This is a genomic window from Mesorhizobium koreense (assembly GCF_031656215.1).
GTDB lineage: Bacteria > Pseudomonadota > Alphaproteobacteria > Rhizobiales > Rhizobiaceae > Mesorhizobium_L > Mesorhizobium_L koreense.
The window spans coordinates 1,715,321-1,730,495 of the sequence record NZ_CP134228.1; the positions used below are offsets into that span (position 1 = coordinate 1,715,321).

Annotated in this window: 20 protein-coding genes; 14 read left to right on the forward strand and 6 right to left on the reverse strand. The window is 64.1% G+C overall.

Annotation, left to right across the window (positions count from 1 at the left end; translation table 11 throughout):
* Positions 1–27: 27 nt before the first annotated feature.
* Entirely contained in the window at positions 28–1,812 is a 1,785-nt protein-coding gene (locus tag RBH77_RS08285) for a chloride channel protein (protein WP_311032469.1), read from the reverse strand.
* A gap of 188 nt (positions 1,813–2,000) precedes the next feature.
* Here RBH77_RS08285 and RBH77_RS08290 point away from each other — a divergent pair, with 188 nt between their 5' ends.
* The 6 genes from RBH77_RS08290 (at position 2,001) to RBH77_RS08315 (ending at position 5,759) form a co-directional block, all read left to right on the forward strand.
* Complete coding sequence (locus RBH77_RS08290; protein ID WP_311031656.1) at positions 2,001–2,438, forward strand: MarR family winged helix-turn-helix transcriptional regulator; 438 nt, start codon at positions 2,001–2,003, stop codon at positions 2,436–2,438.
* Between the two features lie 99 nt (positions 2,439–2,537).
* A complete protein-coding gene (gene argJ / locus RBH77_RS08295; protein ID WP_311031657.1) occupies positions 2,538–3,779 on the forward strand; it encodes a bifunctional glutamate N-acetyltransferase/amino-acid acetyltransferase ArgJ in 1,242 nt (413 codons plus the stop codon).
* Positions 3,780–3,796: 17 nt separating this feature from the next.
* On the forward strand, positions 3,797–4,573 hold the full coding sequence (locus tag RBH77_RS08300) for a GNAT family N-acetyltransferase (protein ID WP_311031658.1): 777 nt from the start codon (positions 3,797–3,799) through the stop codon (positions 4,571–4,573).
* Between the two features lie 3 nt (positions 4,574–4,576).
* The gene (gene mutT / locus RBH77_RS08305) at positions 4,577–4,990 is read left to right on the forward strand and encodes an 8-oxo-dGTP diphosphatase MutT (protein ID WP_311031659.1); all 414 of its coding nucleotides are present in this window, start codon (positions 4,577–4,579) and stop codon (positions 4,988–4,990) included.
* A gap of 148 nt (positions 4,991–5,138) precedes the next feature.
* Positions 5,139–5,447, forward strand: coding sequence for a hypothetical protein (locus RBH77_RS08310; RefSeq protein WP_311031660.1), 309 nt, complete (start codon positions 5,139–5,141; stop codon positions 5,445–5,447).
* 138 nt (positions 5,448–5,585) lie between these two features.
* Complete coding sequence (locus tag RBH77_RS08315) at positions 5,586–5,759, forward strand: Flp family type IVb pilin (protein ID WP_311031661.1); 174 nt, start codon at positions 5,586–5,588, stop codon at positions 5,757–5,759.
* 10 nt (positions 5,760–5,769) lie between these two features.
* Here RBH77_RS08315 and RBH77_RS08320 read toward each other — a convergent pair whose 3' ends face one another.
* The gene (locus RBH77_RS08320; protein ID WP_311031662.1) at positions 5,770–6,648 is read right to left on the reverse strand and encodes a class I SAM-dependent methyltransferase; all 879 of its coding nucleotides are present in this window, start codon (positions 6,646–6,648) and stop codon (positions 5,770–5,772) included.
* 54 nt (positions 6,649–6,702) lie between these two features.
* On the opposite strand from RBH77_RS08320, the gene RBH77_RS08325 reads away from it, so the two are divergent.
* The 4 genes from RBH77_RS08325 to RBH77_RS08340 are packed head-to-tail and all read left to right on the forward strand — an operon-like array spanning position 6,703 to position 9,128.
* Positions 6,703–7,497 (forward strand): ComF family protein, encoded by a 795-nt coding sequence (locus RBH77_RS08325; protein ID WP_311031663.1) that lies wholly within the window; start codon positions 6,703–6,705, stop codon positions 7,495–7,497.
* Positions 7,498–7,552: 55 nt separating this feature from the next.
* Positions 7,553–7,819, forward strand: a complete 267-nt coding sequence (gene grxC / locus RBH77_RS08330) for a glutaredoxin 3 (RefSeq protein ID WP_311031664.1) — start codon at positions 7,553–7,555, stop codon at positions 7,817–7,819.
* A gap of 23 nt (positions 7,820–7,842) precedes the next feature.
* Positions 7,843–8,706, forward strand: a complete 864-nt coding sequence (locus RBH77_RS08335; RefSeq protein ID WP_311031665.1) for a carbon-nitrogen hydrolase family protein — start codon at positions 7,843–7,845, stop codon at positions 8,704–8,706.
* Positions 8,703–9,128, forward strand: a complete 426-nt coding sequence (locus RBH77_RS08340) for a DUF1178 family protein (protein ID WP_311031666.1) — start codon at positions 8,703–8,705, stop codon at positions 9,126–9,128. The genes RBH77_RS08335 and RBH77_RS08340 overlap by 4 nt, the downstream gene beginning before the upstream one ends.
* A gap of 28 nt (positions 9,129–9,156) precedes the next feature.
* Here the strand turns inward: RBH77_RS08340 and RBH77_RS08345 are convergent, their stop codons facing one another.
* Positions 9,157–10,074 (reverse strand): NAD(P)-dependent oxidoreductase, encoded by a 918-nt coding sequence (locus RBH77_RS08345; protein WP_311031667.1) that lies wholly within the window; start codon positions 10,072–10,074, stop codon positions 9,157–9,159.
* 121 nt (positions 10,075–10,195) lie between these two features.
* Here RBH77_RS08345 and RBH77_RS08350 point away from each other — a divergent pair, with 121 nt between their 5' ends.
* Positions 10,196–10,996, forward strand: coding sequence for a class I SAM-dependent methyltransferase (locus tag RBH77_RS08350; protein WP_311031668.1), 801 nt, complete (start codon positions 10,196–10,198; stop codon positions 10,994–10,996).
* Between the two features lie 23 nt (positions 10,997–11,019).
* Here the strand turns inward: RBH77_RS08350 and RBH77_RS08355 are convergent, their stop codons facing one another.
* Entirely contained in the window at positions 11,020–11,505 is a 486-nt protein-coding gene (locus RBH77_RS08355) for a MarR family winged helix-turn-helix transcriptional regulator (RefSeq protein WP_311031669.1), read from the reverse strand.
* A gap of 133 nt (positions 11,506–11,638) precedes the next feature.
* On the opposite strand from RBH77_RS08355, the gene RBH77_RS08360 reads away from it, so the two are divergent.
* From RBH77_RS08360 to RBH77_RS08370, 3 genes are read left to right on the forward strand one after another with little or no spacing between them, the layout of a single operon-like run.
* Positions 11,639–12,529 carry a DMT family transporter gene (locus tag RBH77_RS08360; protein ID WP_311031670.1) on the forward strand — a complete coding sequence of 297 codons (891 nt, stop codon included), beginning with the start codon at positions 11,639–11,641 and terminating at the stop codon, positions 12,527–12,529.
* 8 nt (positions 12,530–12,537) lie between these two features.
* Entirely contained in the window at positions 12,538–12,846 is a 309-nt protein-coding gene (locus RBH77_RS08365; RefSeq protein WP_311031671.1) for a type II toxin-antitoxin system VapB family antitoxin, read from the forward strand.
* Positions 12,846–13,241: a type II toxin-antitoxin system VapC family toxin gene (locus RBH77_RS08370; RefSeq protein WP_311031672.1), complete on the forward strand. Its 396-nt coding sequence runs from the start codon at positions 12,846–12,848 to the stop codon at positions 13,239–13,241. Before RBH77_RS08365 ends, RBH77_RS08370 begins: the two co-directional genes overlap by 1 nt.
* A gap of 2 nt (positions 13,242–13,243) precedes the next feature.
* Here RBH77_RS08370 and ubiG read toward each other — a convergent pair whose 3' ends face one another.
* Both ubiG and RBH77_RS08380 read right to left on the reverse strand, forming a co-directional pair.
* Entirely contained in the window at positions 13,244–13,996 is a 753-nt protein-coding gene (gene ubiG / locus RBH77_RS08375) for a bifunctional 2-polyprenyl-6-hydroxyphenol methylase/3-demethylubiquinol 3-O-methyltransferase UbiG (protein WP_311031673.1), read from the reverse strand.
* 156 nt (positions 13,997–14,152) lie between these two features.
* The gene (locus RBH77_RS08380; protein WP_311031674.1) at positions 14,153–15,166 is read right to left on the reverse strand and encodes an ABC transporter substrate-binding protein; all 1,014 of its coding nucleotides are present in this window, start codon (positions 15,164–15,166) and stop codon (positions 14,153–14,155) included.
* Positions 15,167–15,175 lie beyond the last annotated feature (9 nt).

Below are 15,175 nucleotides of genomic sequence, written 5' to 3' on the forward strand. Positions count from 1 at the left end.
TGTCGTGGCGACGGTGCAACGAGGGGATCAGGCCTTCGTCTCCGCCTTTGCCTTCTTGCGAAAGGCGCCTTCCAGGGAAGAAGAGCGGTCGCGTTCCTCGGCGCGCTGCTTCAGCCTGACGCGCATCAGGTCCTTCCAGCCCACATAACCCGTCAGCTTCTCCTCGTCGCGGGAGACGACCGGCAGATGGGCCACATTCGCCTTCATCAGCTTCTCCGCCAGAACCTCCAGATACTCGTCCGGATAGGCGAGCGTGATCTTCGAGCCGGCAAGCAGTTCGCCGAGCGTGGTGTTGCGGTGACGGCCGGCACGCCGCCATGCGATCACCGAGGGAGGATCGATAATGCCGAGCACATGGCTCGCTTCGTCCACGACGGGAAAGCTCGGATGCCGCGTGGTCGGCAAGGTAAGGAAGGCCGCCGCCCGGTACAGGGTCATGGAGGCCGGCACGGATTCCACCTCGCGCGTCATGACTTCGCCGACGCGCGTCAACTGGAACGGGTCGACGCGGTATTCGCGGGTGATGTGGTGGCCATGGCGGGCGATTTTCTCGGTCAGGACGGAGCGCTTCATCAGGAGCACCGTCATCAAATGCGCGGCGGAGCAGGCGGTGATCAGCGGCACGAGGACATGCGTGTTGCCGGTCAGTTCCACGGCGAAGAACGTGGCGGTCAGCGGCGAGCGCATGGTGCCGCCCATGGTCGCGGCCATGGCGAGCAGGGGCCAGAAGCCGCCATCGGCGGCCGGCAGATAGCCGGAAAACGCGGCACCGAGCGCCCCGCCCATGATGAGCAGCGGTGCGAGCACGCCGCCGGAGGTGCCGGAGCCCAGCGCCACCGCCCAGATCACCGCCTTGACGGCGAGCAGCAGGAGCGCGGCGGTCGCAATCGTGTGGCCGGTCAAAAGGCGCGAGATGTTGTCGTAGCCGACGCCGAGCGCGCTTGGCTCGATCAGGCCGCCAAGGCCGACGACGAGGCCGCCGAGCATCGGCCACCACATCCAGTGGATCGGCAGCTTCTCGAAGCCGTCCTCGCAGGCATAGACGAAAAGGGTGAGCAGTCCCGACAGGAGGCCGCCGGCCAGGCCGATCAATACCCAGCAACCGAGGCCGGTGAGGGTTATGTCGACCGCGCCGTCGAACGGGAAAAGCGGCGACGGCATGCCGAGCGCGGTGCGCTCGACATCTGCGACGATCGCGGCGACGGCGACGGGAATGAAGCTTCGTGGCGACCATTCGAACAGGAGTAGTTCCACGGCCAGCATGATGGCTGCGATCGGCGTTCCGAAGACCGTGGTCATACCGGCGGCGGCACCCGCGACCAGCAGCGTCTTGCGCTCGTTGTCAGTGACCGGCAGGATCTGGGCAAGGAGCGAGCCGACCGCGCCGCCGGTCATGATGATCGGTCCCTCCGCACCGAAGGGGCCGCCGGTACCGATGGCGATCGCCGAAGAGAGCGGCTTCAGGATCGCGACCTTCAGGCTGAGCTTCGAGCGACCGAGCAGGATGGCCTCGATAGCTTCGGGAATGCCGTGTCCGCGGATCTTGTCGCTGCCGAAGCGCGCCATCAGGCCGACGACAAGCGAGCCGGCGACCGGGACCAGCACCGCCCACAGGCCGAGTTTGTGATCTTCGATATGCAAGTGGGCGAGGCTGAATTCGCCGAAATAGGCGATGTTGGTGCACAGATAGATCAGCTTCAGAAGCACGAAGCCTACGGCCACGCCCGCCGTTGCCACGACGACCGCCACGGCGGCAATGAAAAGGACACGGCTATCCGTGGTGAAATCGCCGAGGCGGCGATGCTCCGGCATGATCGACTTTGACACGATGGTTTCTTTCCGGACGGGAACATGCGCGACGTTATGGACGTTGCGCCGAGAATCGCCGCCTTCTATCGTAATACGATATAAAAATTCAAGCGCTGTTTCAGGCTGGACGACTGTCTTTCCAACAGGCAAGAGAATGGCCAAAGGGCAATAAGAGGGCGGAGTTTGTTGCCATGCCACGGTCCCGACCGACCCAGTCCGATTATTCGGCGCTTGCCGAGTTCCGCTACGTGCTGCGCCGCTTTCTCGATTTTAGCGAAAAGGCGGCTCGCAAGGCCGGTTTGACGCCCCGCCAGCATCAGGCGCTGCTTGTCATCAAGGGATATCGCGGCGGCGATCCGATCTCGATCGGCGACCTTGCCGAGCGCCTTATCATTCATCATCATAGCGCCGTGGAACTGACGAACCGGCTTGTCGAAAGCGGGCTTGTCGTGCGCCTGCAAGACGAGAACGATCAGCGGCGCGTGCTGCTCGGCATGACCGAGCGCGCCAACGAATGCCTCGAGGAACTTTCCGGTGCTCATCTCGACGAGCTTTCGCGCATCGGTCCGCTGCTTAGCCAGTTCTTCGTGGAAGAGCACGGCGGGATGAAAACCAAGCCGCAGGGATAGGTTCGGATCCTGCCCCCGGCCTTAGCGAATGAGCCTTGCGCATCGGGCTACTCTCGGGCAAACGAAGCCAATCTTCTCCACGCCGCAGGTCGTCGCCTCATGTCCGCCACCATCTCTCCTCTCGCTCCCAAACGGTTCCCCAAGATGCCGGCTATCGCCGGCGTACGCATCGCCACGGCCGAGGCCGGCATAAAATACAAGGGCCGCACCGATCTGATGGTGATGGCTTTCGATCCCGGCACGACGGTAGCGGGCGTGTTCACGCGTTCGAAATGCCCGTCCGCACCGGTCGATTTCTGCCGTCAGAACCTCGGTGGCGGTTCGGCGCGCGCGTTGGTCGTGAATTCCGGCAACGCCAATGCCTTCACCGGCATGAAGGGCCGCGAGACCACGCGGCTTACCGGCGAGGCGGCAGCGAAGGCCACCGGCTGCGGGGCGGGAGAAGTGTTCCTCGCCTCGACCGGCGTCATCGGCGAGCCGCTCGATGCCGGCCGCTTCGCCCATCTTCTTGGCGGGTTGGTGGAGAAGGCGGAGGCCGGCGGCTGGGTGGAGGCCGGCAAGGCGATCATGACCACCGACACCTACCCGAAATATGCTACCGCCACGGTGGTGCTCGGCGATACGGAAGTGACGATCAACGGCATCGCCAAGGGCGCGGGCATGATCGCGCCCGACATGGCGACGATGCTCTCCTTCGTGGCGACCGATGCAGCGATCGCAGCCCCGGTCCTGCAGGAAATGCTGCGCAAGGGCGTCGGCAAGAGCTTCAATGCGGTGACCGTCGACAGCGACACTTCCACCAGCGACACGCTTCTTCTCTTCGCCACGGGCGCTGCCGCCGGGCGCGGCGCTCCGCAGATCGACGATCCGCGCGATCCGCGGCTCGCTTCGTTCCGGCGTGCGCTGAATCGGTTGCTCAGGAACCTCGCCTTGCAGGTCGTGCGCGATGGCGAGGGGGCGCGCAAGGAAATCGAGGTTTCCGTCACCGGCGCGAAATCGTCGCGCTCGGCGAAGCGCATCGCGCTGGCCATCGCCAATTCACCGCTGGTGAAGACCGCGGTCGCCGGCGAGGACGCCAATTGGGGCCGCGTGGTAATGGCCGTGGGCAAGGCCGGCGAGCCTGCCGACCGCGACCGGCTTTCCGTTTTCTTCGGGGATATCCGCGTGGCGCACGAAGGCGAGCGCGACCCCGATTATTCGGAGCAGGAGGCTTCCGACTACATGAAACGCGACGCCGTCCGCATCCGCGTCGATCTCGGCCTGGGTTCCGGCAGGGCGACGGTGTGGACCTGCGACCTGACCAAGGAATATGTCGCCATCAACGGCGACTACCGGAGTTGATGGAGCGTCCGGTCCCGATGGATTCCGAACGCCCCGCCCCATCCGAACTGGCAACCGTTCGCCGTTACGAGGCGGCAGGCTTCCGGTCATGGCCTGCGGCTTCCGTGCACTATGACGGCACCTGGCTGATCCGGCTGACGGCGGGCAGCCCGGCCAAGCGTCTCAATTCGATCAATCCGCTCGATCCGTCCGATGTCGGGAGCCTGCGCGATCGTATCGCCCGTGCCGCCCGGCGCTTCGAGGCTTATGGAAGGCCGCTGACTTTCCGCATGTCGCCGCTTTCCGGCGCTGTCCTCTCGCGCTATCTCGACGAAGAAGGCTGGTCGCGCTTCGACGAGTCGCTCATCATGCGCATGCCGCTTGCCGGCGCCGCCATCGATCGCGCACTCGACCAGATCCCGCTGAAGGACGTGGCGCGCTTCATCAATGCGGCAATCCGCACCGAGGACCTCGATCCGACGCTGAGACCGGGCCTGTCGGAGATCATCGGCTCGATCGAGCCCCGCACCGGCCTGTTCGTGCTGGAGCAAGGCGGGAAACCGGTGACCACGGCCATCTGCGTGCAGGATGGCGATCTCGCCGGCCTGTTCAAGATCGCCACGGCGGCGGCGGAGCGCGGCAAGGGACATGGCCGGCGTACCATCCTCTCGGCGCTCAAATGGGCGCGCTCGCACGGTGCTCGCGAGGCGTGGATGCAAGTCGAGGCGGACAATGCGGCCGCGCTCGGCCTCTACCACTCGCTCGGCTTCAGGGAAGCCTATCGCTATCACTACCGCCGTCCGCCGGAGGAGTAGATTTTGGGGTCGACTTCCCTGCCGCTCGTCCTCGTCGTCGCTTGCGCGCTGGTCGATACGGATAGGCGCGTGCTTCTTTCGCAGCGACCGGAGGGCAAGACGCTGGCAGGGCTGTGGGAATTTCCCGGCGGCAAGGTCGATCCGGGCGAGACCCCGGAACAAGCGCTGGTACGGGAACTCGAAGAAGAACTCGGGATCGAAACGAAGATCGCCTGCCTCGCACCGCTGACTTTCGCCAGCCACACCTACGAGACGTTTCATCTCCTGATGCCGCTTTATGTCTGCCGCCGCTTCTGGGGCACGCCCATGCCGCGCGAAGGGCAGAAGCTGAAATGGGTGCGCCCGCACGACATGCGCAACTATCCCATGCCGCCGGCCGACGAGCCGCTTATCGCGCATCTCATGGACCTGCTCTGAGAGACCGTTTGAGAAACCCACCGGCCTGCAACGGCGCCCGACTGCGCTCCGGTGCTCGCGTCGGGGCGAGCATTAATCAATCCTTTAGCCCGGTATGAAAAGTTTAGAAAACGGTGCGCGGACTGGCGTCGCACGGACGGGGCAAGCGATGTTCGGCAATGGCGAATGGGAAAAATTCCTCTCGGAACGGGGTCCGCTCTTGGAGGTGGTGCAGAGCGGTGCGCTCCGCATCGCGCTCCTGTTCGGGTCCGTCGCGGTCGCGATCGCTCTGCTCCTGACGCCGGTGCTCGACAGGGAAACACGCGTGGCGCGTATAAATGCGCTCGGCATCGACCGCACCGTCACGGGTTCGATTGCCACCCAGGGCGTCTACACGCTGCATCGCAGCGTGCTGCAGAGTTCGCCTAACGCCGTATGCGTCATTCATTTCAATGGCGCGCGCACGGGCGATTGCTGAAGCGACGAAGGCCATGGTCGGAGAAATGCGACGGCAAATCGCTTGCTCCCGTTAAATCCGGGTTAAGCCAGTCGCGTTAACCTTTTTTAACGCGAGGGGCCTATGCTTACCGCTATGAGGGAAGAAGCGAGGCCTGGAATGCTTCGGCGATTCGTAGAAGACGAAAACGGCGCCACGCTTATCGAGTATGGTCTGATCGTCGCGGTCCTGTCGCTGGCGATCATCGCAGGTGTGGGGACGGCGGCCAATGCCCTCCAGAACCTCTTCGGCAACGATCACAGCCTGCTCGCCAACGCGCTTAACACCAATTAACGGCGCTCTTCTATCCTCCGTTCTTGCCGCCCGATGCCAGAACGTCCGCCAGCCGCGCCGTTGCGCTGCCGGGCCTGAGCGGCTGTTGCTGTGAGGCATGCGGCGCCCAGCCCGACAGCCACACGATCTGGAATGTCGCGGGGATACGGCCATCCGCCTCGGCATGCCGTTCCGCATATATCTCCGCCGCCCGTGTGAACAAGCGAAGCGGTACGGGCCGGCGGGGGCGTGCCGTCAGAATGCTGGTCTCGCCCATGGCGCGCAGATCGCGCATCAGTTCGAACATCGAGGGGTAGCGCACGCGGATCGTCTCCGTATCGGCGACGGGAAGCGCGAAACCGGCGCGCTGCAACAGGCCGCCGGCGTCGCGCACGTCCACGAAAGGGGCGACACGCGGACTGGCGCCGCCGGAAAGCTCCGTCTCGGCAAGCAGGAGCGATTCCCGCAGTTCGGCGAGCGTGCCCGACCCGGCGAGTGCGCCGAGGAAGAGCCCGTCGGGCCTCAGAGCGCGCCGGATCTGGATCAGCATGCCGGGAATGTCGTTCATCGAATGGAGCGAAAGGAGCGAAACCGCGAGATCCAGGCTTTCCGCAGGCAGGGGAACCGTCTCGGGCGTGGCGATCATCCCTTGCCTGTCGCCGAGCAGGGCTGCATCCGCCTCGATACGGTGGACGTTGCCGACCTTGCCGCTTTGCCTCAGCACATCGCCGGCAGTCGCCGTCTGGCAGAAAAGTGCCGCCGCCTCCGGGAAATCACGGCCGACCGTCGACAGCCGCTCGCCAAGGTCCTCCGCCACGCGACGCATGAGGAAATCGGCGTCGGCAGTGCCTGCGCGAAGCGCGCGCTTCTTGCGCTCGACCAGAAGGCCGGTATCGAAGACCTGTTCCATAAGCGGTGCCTGCCCGCATCGATAAGAGATGAAAATTCTGCTATGTGCGGTCCGATGAATGCACTTACGGATCGCATCACGGATATCAAGGGGGTCGCAACGAAAGCGAGCGGTTTCGGCGTGCGCATGCTCTTCCCTCCGCTTTGCGCCGGCTGCCGCCGTATCGTCGCCGAACCGGGCACGCTATGCGGGGAATGCTGGCCCAACATCCGTTTCCTCGAACGGCCGTGGTGCGAGGTGATGGGAACGCCTTTCTCCCATGACATGGGCGAGGGTTTCCTTTCAGCCGAGGCGATCGCCAATCCACCGCCTTTCGCCCGTGCGCGCGCCGCCGTCTCCTATGACGGTGTGGCGCGGCGCATGGTGCAGGGGCTGAAATACAGCGACCGCACCGATCTGGCGCCGTGGATGGCCGGGTGGATGGCGCGCGCTGGCGCGGAACTGCTCGCCGATGCCGAGGTGATCGTGCCGGTGCCGCTCCACCGGAGGCGTTTTCTTTGGCGGCGCTTCAACCAGTCGGCGGAACTGGCGCGTTCCCTGGCGCGCCGTGCAGGCAAACCGTTCGAGCCGACGGCGCTTGCCCGCGTGAAGGTGACGCGCCAGCAGGTCGGCCTCGGCGTCAGCGAGCGTCACGACAATGTGAGCGGTGCTTTCCGCGTGCCGCCAGAGGCCGACATCAAGGTGCGCGGGCGGCGCGTGCTCCTGGTCGACGACGTCTATACGACCGGCGCCACCGTCTCGGCGGCGGCGCGCGCGTTGAAGCACGGCGGGGCGGCGGCAGTCGACGTGCTTACCTTTGCGCGCATCCTCCCTGGGGACTTCCGGCGGGATGAACCAGCGACTATATAGACTGGACAATGAGATAGGCGCCAACGGGTTTGCCAACGGGGTTTGAAGGACGGCGATGGCCGAAGTGACGATCTACACCAGGGCGATGTGCGGCTACTGCATGGCCGCGAAGCGCCTGCTCGACAAGAAGGGCGTGGCCTATACCGAGCACGACGCCAGTTTTTCGTCCGAACTGCGTCAGGAGATGGTCGAGCGGTCGGGTGGCCGCAGGACCTTCCCGCAGATTTTTATCGACGGCCGCCCCGTCGGGGGCTCGGACGAGTTGCACGAGCTCGACGCCGCCGGGAGGCTGGACGCGATGCTTGCCGGCGAAGCGGCGTAGATTCCGAACGGAAGGAGTGAGCGATGGCTGGCTTCAGGGTAGCGGCGCTGCAGATGCGCTCGGGAACAGACACGGCGAGGAACGCCGCCGATTTCGAGGCACTGGTGCGCGAGGCGGCAGGGAAGGGCGCTCGCTATGTGCAGTCGCCGGAGATGACGGGCGCGCTGCAACGCGACCGCAAATCGCTCTTCGCATCGCTCAGGCCGCAGGCGAGTGACATAGTGGTCGGCGCGGCGGAGAAGCTTGCGCGCGAGCTTGGCATCTATGTCCATGTCGGGTCGACCGCGATCGCGCGCGAGGATGGCAAGGTGGCCAACCGCGCCTTCCTCTTCGACCCGGCGGGTAATCTCGTTACCACCTATGACAAGATCCACATGTTCGACGTCGATCTCGACAATGGTGAGAGCTGGCGGGAATCGAATACCTACGAGCCGGGTCGCGAAACGGTGATCGCGGAGTTGCCGGAGGCGCGGCTGGGGCTCGCGGTCTGCTACGACCTGCGGTTCCCGCAGCTCTTCCGGGCTCAGGCGCTTGCCGGCGCCGAGGTGCTGACCGCGCCGGCGGCATTCACAAGGCAGACCGGCGAGGCGCACTGGCATGTGTTGCTGCGCGCGCGCGCCATCGAAAACGGCGCCTGGCTGGTGTCGGCCGCGCAAGGGGGGCGGCACGAGGACGGGCGCGAGACGTACGGCCATTCGATGGTGGTCGATCCGTGGGGACGTATCGTCGCGGAAGCCGATCATGACGAGCCCGGCGTGATCGTAGCCGACATCGACGTTTCGGCTTCGGCCAAGGCGCGCGCGAAGATACCGAATCTCAGGAACGCGCGGGAATTCACCGTGCGCACGGCCGGATCCGTTCCGGTCGAGCAGCGGAAGGCATCATGATCCGGTTTTCGCTTGGCTGCCAGAATGACCATTCCTTCGATGGCTGGTTCCGCAATTCCGAGGATTTCGAGAAGCAGAAGAAGCGCGGGCTGATCGCCTGCCCGAATTGTGGCTCGAACAAAGTGGGCAAGGCGCTGATGGCGCCCTCCGTATCCACCGGACGCAAGCGCGAAAAGATGGCGCTGGCGATGAACGCGGAGCAGAAGAAGGCGATGGCGCAACTGAAAGCGCTTTCCGAAAAGCTGCGCGAGAACGCCGACTATGTCGGCGACAAATTTGCCGAGGAAGCGCGCAAGATACATTTCGGCGAAACGGATCCACGCGGCATTTATGGCGAAGCGACGCCGGAGGAAGCGAAAAGCCTCGCCGAAGATGGCGTCGAGTTCATGCCGATCCCGGTTTTCCCGGACGACAGGAACTGAGGCTGGCGGGCGATTTCACCCGTCGTCTCTACTGGCCGGTCGCCGCGATGCGGCGGCAATGGCCGAGCGCGCTGCGGATCAGGTTCTCGCTGGCTTCGGGCGTGCGGAATGCCGAGTGTGCGGAAAGCGTCACGTTTTCAAGCGTTGTCAGCAGATGGCCTTTGGGTAGCGGTTCAACCGCGTAGACATCCAGGCCGGCATGCCGGATGTGTCCCGACCGCAGGGCCTCGACCATCGCGTGCTCGTTCACCAACGCTCCACGCGCAGTGTTGACCAGAATGACGCCCGGCTTCATCTTCGCGATCTTCTGGCGTGAGATCATCCCGCGTGTCTCGTCGGTAAGGAGGAGATGGAGCGACAGGACATCGGAATGCGCGAGAACGCTATCGAGATCGTCAAATTCCACGCCCGGCCGGCTTTTCGGCGAGCGGTTCCAGGCGATCACCTTCATGCCGCATCCCAGCGCCATGCGAGCAAGCTCGGCGGCGATGCCGCCAAAGCCGATCAGTCCGAGCGTCTTGCCGGTCAACTGAATGCCGTCGGTGCGCTGCCACTCTCCTGCGCGCATGGCGCGGTCCATCTTTGCCAGGCTCTTGGCAGAGGCCCACATCAGCGAGAAGGCGCATTCGGCGACGGCCGTATCGCCGTAGCCCTTGACGATATGGACGGTGACGCCGCTCTCTGCGAGCGCGTCGACATCCATGTAGCTGCGCGGTCCTGTTCCCAGAAACACGACATGCTTCAAGGCCTTGCAGGCTAGCGCGATATCCATCGGCAGATGGGTATGGTCGATAATCGCGATCTCGGCATCGCCAAGAACGCCGGGCAGTTCGGGCGGCGTAATCGCCGGCTGGCGGTTTATCGTGACGGCCGGGTCGCCTGCTTTCAATTGCTGCCCGGCGATGGCGGCCAAAGTTTCGGTGGCGTCAACAAATACGGCGCGCAATGCAATCCTCTCCCGTGCGTGTCTGCTCGTTGTCGGTACCATACCAACAACGGTGTAGGGCCGCACGTCTTGGCAACAATTCCATCGTGGCCTAGCATCGGCGGAGCGTATGGAGGCTTCGATGACATCAAGCTTCAACGTGCACGACGCGGCCGGCTATGAGCAACTCATGGGTCGCTGGAGCCAAAAGCTCGCGCCCCTGTTCATCGACTTCGCGGGGATTGCCAATGGCGAAAGGATACTCGATGTCGGCTGCGGCACGGGCAGCCTGACTTTCGCGCTGGCCAAGGCCGCCGATCCTAGCGAGATCACCGGCATCGACTATTCGCCTGTCTTCGTAGAAGCGGCGGCGCGGCGCAATACGAACCCCCGCATCACGATCCGGCAGGGGGATGCGTGCGCCTTGCCATTCGAGGACGGCGCATTCGATCGCGCACTGGCGCTGCTCGTACTCCACTTCGTGCCGGATGCCGGCAAGGCCGTATCGGAAATGCGCCGCGTCGTACGGCCCGGCGGCATAGTCGCAGCCGTCGTGTGGGATCATCTTGGCGGCATGCCCGGCATGCGTATGATGGTCGACACGGTGGCGGCGCTCAGCGAAGGAGGGCGCCAATTGCGCGGCCGCTATTGCTTCCAGCCGATGATGCAGCCCGGTGAAATGAAGCGGACCTTCGTCGAGCGGGGGCTCGATGCGGTTACCGAAACCGAGTTGATGATCCGCATGAACTATCGGGATTTCGACGACTACTGGGCGCCGATCGCGGCGGGCGAGGGGCCGCTCGGCAAATATATGGCGACGCTGGACGAAGCGGAGAGGGAGCGCGTCAGCGCCGCCGTGCGTGACGCCTATGAAGCCGGACGGTCCGACGGCCCGAGATCTTTCGCGAATGTCGCCTGGGCATGCCGAGGTGTCGTCCCCTGACCCGCGACTGATCCATTGCTTCCTCACTTCGCAGCGATGATCAGCTTTTCCAGGAGTTCGATCAACACCTCCTGCTCCTTTTCCGTCAGACCGGCGAGGATGCGGCGCTCATTCTCGACATGCGCCGTTACCGCCTCGTCGATCAGTTCGCGGCCCTTGTCGGTCAGCCGCACCAGCACGCCACGCCGGTCTTCCGGATGCGGGGCGCGGGCGATGAGGCCGGCCTTCTCCAGCCGATCGAGCCTGGCGGTCATGGCGCCCGACGTCACCATCGTCGCCTCGTAGAGCGCGGTCGGGGTCAGTGCATAGGGTGCGCCGGAGCGGCGCAAGGTCGCCAGCACGTCGAACTCGCCCCGCTGCAGGCCGAAGCTGGCGAAGAGCGGTACAAGCCTGTCGCGCGAGATCGCCTGTGAAGCTTCGCTTAGCCGGCCGATCACGGCCATCGGCCGGACGTCAAGGTCCGGGCGTTCCTTCCGCCATTGTTCGACCGCTCGCGATGCTCGCCCCATCTATCTCACCGAAAAGTATCTTGACATAAAGATTCTTATTGATATCTTACTACTAACATTGAATGTACGGCTTTGGAAGCCGGATCTCCGGTGTTCAAGCAGGGGCCATGGGGATCGAGGATCGGGAAAAGCAATGGGATCGTCGATCTGGAATTCCGCCGTCTGGCTGCTTTTCATCACCGGTACGCTGCTCGGTCTTTCGCTTCCCTTCGGCAAACTTTCGGCGGCGGCGGGCGTGGCGCCGGTCATATGGGCCTTTGTCATTTCCTTCGGTGCCGGCGCCGTGCTTCTCGCCGCGCTGTTGATGCGAGGCGAGGCGCGGCGGCCGGACCTTGCGCGGTTGCGCTATTTTACTGTTACCGCGGCGATCTCCTACGCTTTCCCCAACCTCCTCATCATGTCGGCGATCCCGCATCTGGGCGCCGGCTTTACCGGCATCATGTTCACGCTCTCGCCGATCATCACGCTGACGCTGTCGGTCCTGCTCGGCATGAAGCGGCCGAGCGCGCTCGGCATTGCGGGCATCGTGGTCGGGTTCGCGGGTGCGCTGATCGTGTCGCTCACGCGCGGCGAGGCGGGAAGGCCGGCCGAAGCGATCTGGGTCATCATCGGGCTTGCCATCCCCTTCAGCCTCGCCTGCGGTAATATCTACCGCACGCTCGACTGGCCGAAAAATGCCGGGCCGATCGAGCTTGCCGCCGGCAGCCATCTCGCCTCCGCGGCGATGTTGGTGATTATCTCCCTCGCACTGAACGGCGGTGTGCCGTTCGGCCCGCTCGCGACCGTGCCGCTCATGACGCTGGCGCAGGCAGCGGCCTCGGCCACCATGTTCGCCTTCTTCTTTCGCCTGCAGGCGGTCGGCGGGCCGGTCTATCTCAGCCAGATCGGCTATGTGGCGGCGGCGCTCGGACTGGTTGCAGGCACGGCCTTCCTTGGCGAGCGCTATCAACTCGCGACATGGGCGGGCGCTGCGATCATCATGGCCGGCGTCGCCATGACGACCAAGGCGCAGGCGCGGCAGTAGATTGTCGGTTGCTTGTACGTGGTGTATTCTTTCTTATGTATACGGATACACCAGTACGGATAGCCGAGGCGGTTATGGCCTTTCATATCAAGAACCCTGAAACGGACGCGCTGGCGCGAAAGATCGCGGCTTTGAAGAAGGTCGGCTTGACCGAAGCCGTTCACGACGCTCTTCAGAACGAACTGGAGCGCGAGCAAGGAAAGCCCTCGCTTGTCGAGATCAGCGCCGTATTTGCCCGGAAGCTGCGGGAGATGGGCGATCCAGCCAAGGCTATGCCGGCAGACAAGGCCTTTATCGATAGTTTGTACGAAGACTGATGTTCATCGATGCCTCGGCATTGACGGCCATCCTTGCTGACGAAGCGGATGCTTCGCAGTTGGCCGGGCGGATGCAGCGTGGCCGTTCGCTCACAATATCGCCAATTGTCGCCTGGGAGACGGTGGTTGCCGTTGCTCGTATACGTGGCGTGCGGATAGCAGCCGCGAGGCAAGTCGTTGTCGACTACCTCCATCAGGCTGAAATCCACGTCGCGGCCGTGCCGCCAGAGGCAGCCGCGATCGCACTTGAGGCATTCGAGCGGTTCGGCAAGGGCCGGCATCCGGCGCGCCTCAATATGGGCGACTGTTTTGCCTATGCCTGCGCGCGGCACCTTGGCGAGCCGCTTCTCTTCAAGGGAAGCGATTTCCCACTGACGGATATCGAGCCCGCCTGAACCTACACCGTCGGCACGCGCTCCGTCAGCACCATGTAGTTGACGTCCATGTCGCGGGATTTCTGCCAGCGGTCGGCGAGCGGGTTGTAGACGACGCCGGTGCGGTCGGCGATGCGCAAGCCGGCCTCGGCAAGAGCGCGCTCCAGTTCGTCGGGGCGTACCAGCTTGCCGAACTGGTGCGTGCCGCGTGGGAGCCAGCGAAGTACGTATTCCGCGCCGATGATGGCGAGCCCGAGCGCTTTCAGCGTTCGGTTGATGGTGGCGACGAACATGATGCCGTCCGGCTTTACCATCTCGGCGCATTTGCCGACGAAGAGCCCGATATCGGCTACATGCTCGACCACTTCCATGTTGAGGATGACGTCGAATTTCTCGCCGGCTTCGGCCAGCGCCTCTGCGGTGGTCGCGCGATAGTCGATTTCGACGCCGCTTTCGGCTGCGTGCAGGCGCGCCACTTCGATATTGGTGGAGGAGGCGTCGGCGCCGACGACTTCGGCGCCCAGTCTCGCCATCGGCTCGCACAGAAGCCCGCCGCCACAGCCTATATCCAGAAAGCGGAGGCCCTTGAGGGGATGCGCGGCGCGCGGGTCGCGGCCGAAACGGGCGGCGACATTGTCGCGGATATAGGCAAGCCGCACCGGATTGAATTTGTGCAACGGGCGGAATTTTCCGTTCGGGTTCCACCATTCGGCGGAAAGCGCGGAAAAGCGCTCCACCTCGCCGGGATCTATGGTCGTTCGTCGGGCTTCGGCCATTGGGATCGGCTCCTCTGACGCGTCGAACGCAAGGAAGTCGGTTGACTGCGGGCGAATGTCAATACGGGAGCCAAAAGATCGGCCGCCGATCCGGACTCGAATCCGTCGTTCCTCTCTGCCTGCAAGACGGGCAGAGAGGAACAGGTCCTTCATTCCCTATTTGACGGTCGCATCCGCCTTCTCGACGAATTCGTTCGTATAGGTCTTCGTGATGTCGATATTGGCGCCGGCCACGTCCGGCGAGCCGATCTTGAAGACCTCCAGCACGGCCTCGGCGCCCTTCGGGTCCATCAGGCCGGTCGTGGAATACATCGGGATCGTGTTCTTGAGGGCCGCCAGATAGGCGTCCTTGTGCGGGCCGACGAGGTTTTCCGGCATCTTGGCCGCGATTTCCTCGGCGCTGTGGCTGTGGATCCATTTCAGCGTCGCCACCATGGCGTTGGTCATGGCCTGCGTCTCCTGAGGATGCGCCTTCATCCATTCCGGACGGGTGTAGAAGGCGCCGCCGGGATAGTCACCGCCGAACACCGCCTCGGTGTCCTTTTGCGTGCGCGTGTCGGAAAGGATCGTCAGATCCTTGTATTTCGTCTGCAGCACGGTGACGGCGGGGTCGAGCATCACGGCCGCGTCGATCTGGCCTTGTTCCATGGCGGCGACGGCGGTGGCGCCGAGGCCGACGCCGATCACGGCCGCCGAATCCTTCTTCAGGCCGGCCTTGACCAGCTGGTACTTGAGGAAGAAGTCGGTCGAGGAGCCGGGTGCACTGACGCCGACCTTCTTGCCGTCGAGATCCTTGACCGATTTGATCTTGCCGGTCTGCTTTGGCGACACCACGAGCACGAGGCCTGGATACTGGTCATAAATGACGAAAGCCTGCAGGTGCTGCTTCTTGGCGGCGAGCTCGACGGTATGGTCGAAATAGCCGGAGACGACATCGGCACTGCCGCCGAGCACGGCGGTCAGCGACTGCGAGCCGCCCTTGAAGTCGACCAGATCGACGTTGACGCCGGCCTTCTCATACTCGCCGAGTTGCTTGGCGAGCACGGTCGGCAGGTAGCAGAGGCAGGATGCGCCGCCGATGGCGAGCGTCACCTTGCCGGCGGCCATGGCGCCGCCGGCCGTCATCAAAAGCGCCGCTCCGGCGGCGATTAGTTTCGAGATAATTCTCATTTCTTCCTC

Bases quoted from the DNA above. Each gene is read 5' to 3' on its own strand.
- RBH77_RS08285 (WP_311032469.1), bottom strand. From the start codon at position 1,812: ATGCCGGAGCATCGCCGCCTCGGCGATTTCACCACGGATAGCCGTGTC.
- RBH77_RS08290 (WP_311031656.1), top strand. From the start codon at position 2,001: ATGCCACGGTCCCGACCGACCCAGTCCGATTATTCGGCGCTTGCCGAG.
- argJ (WP_311031657.1), top strand. From the start codon at position 2,538: ATGTCCGCCACCATCTCTCCTCTCGCTCCCAAACGGTTCCCCAAGATG.
- RBH77_RS08300 (WP_311031658.1), top strand. From the start codon at position 3,797: ATGGATTCCGAACGCCCCGCCCCATCCGAACTGGCAACCGTTCGCCGT.
- RBH77_RS08310 (WP_311031660.1), top strand. From the start codon at position 5,139: ATGTTCGGCAATGGCGAATGGGAAAAATTCCTCTCGGAACGGGGTCCG.
- RBH77_RS08315 (WP_311031661.1), top strand. From the start codon at position 5,586: ATGCTTCGGCGATTCGTAGAAGACGAAAACGGCGCCACGCTTATCGAG.
- RBH77_RS08320 (WP_311031662.1), bottom strand. From the start codon at position 6,648: ATGGAACAGGTCTTCGATACCGGCCTTCTGGTCGAGCGCAAGAAGCGC.
- RBH77_RS08325 (WP_311031663.1), top strand. From the start codon at position 6,703: ATGAATGCACTTACGGATCGCATCACGGATATCAAGGGGGTCGCAACG.
- grxC (WP_311031664.1), top strand. From the start codon at position 7,553: ATGGCCGAAGTGACGATCTACACCAGGGCGATGTGCGGCTACTGCATG.
- RBH77_RS08335 (WP_311031665.1), top strand. From the start codon at position 7,843: ATGGCTGGCTTCAGGGTAGCGGCGCTGCAGATGCGCTCGGGAACAGAC.
- RBH77_RS08340 (WP_311031666.1), top strand. From the start codon at position 8,703: ATGATCCGGTTTTCGCTTGGCTGCCAGAATGACCATTCCTTCGATGGC.
- RBH77_RS08350 (WP_311031668.1), top strand. From the start codon at position 10,196: ATGACATCAAGCTTCAACGTGCACGACGCGGCCGGCTATGAGCAACTC.
- RBH77_RS08355 (WP_311031669.1), bottom strand. From the start codon at position 11,505: ATGGGGCGAGCATCGCGAGCGGTCGAACAATGGCGGAAGGAACGCCCG.
- RBH77_RS08360 (WP_311031670.1), top strand. From the start codon at position 11,639: ATGGGATCGTCGATCTGGAATTCCGCCGTCTGGCTGCTTTTCATCACC.
- RBH77_RS08370 (WP_311031672.1), top strand. From the start codon at position 12,846: ATGTTCATCGATGCCTCGGCATTGACGGCCATCCTTGCTGACGAAGCG.
- ubiG (WP_311031673.1), bottom strand. From the start codon at position 13,996: ATGGCCGAAGCCCGACGAACGACCATAGATCCCGGCGAGGTGGAGCGC.
- RBH77_RS08380 (WP_311031674.1), bottom strand. From the start codon at position 15,166: ATGAGAATTATCTCGAAACTAATCGCCGCCGGAGCGGCGCTTTTGATG.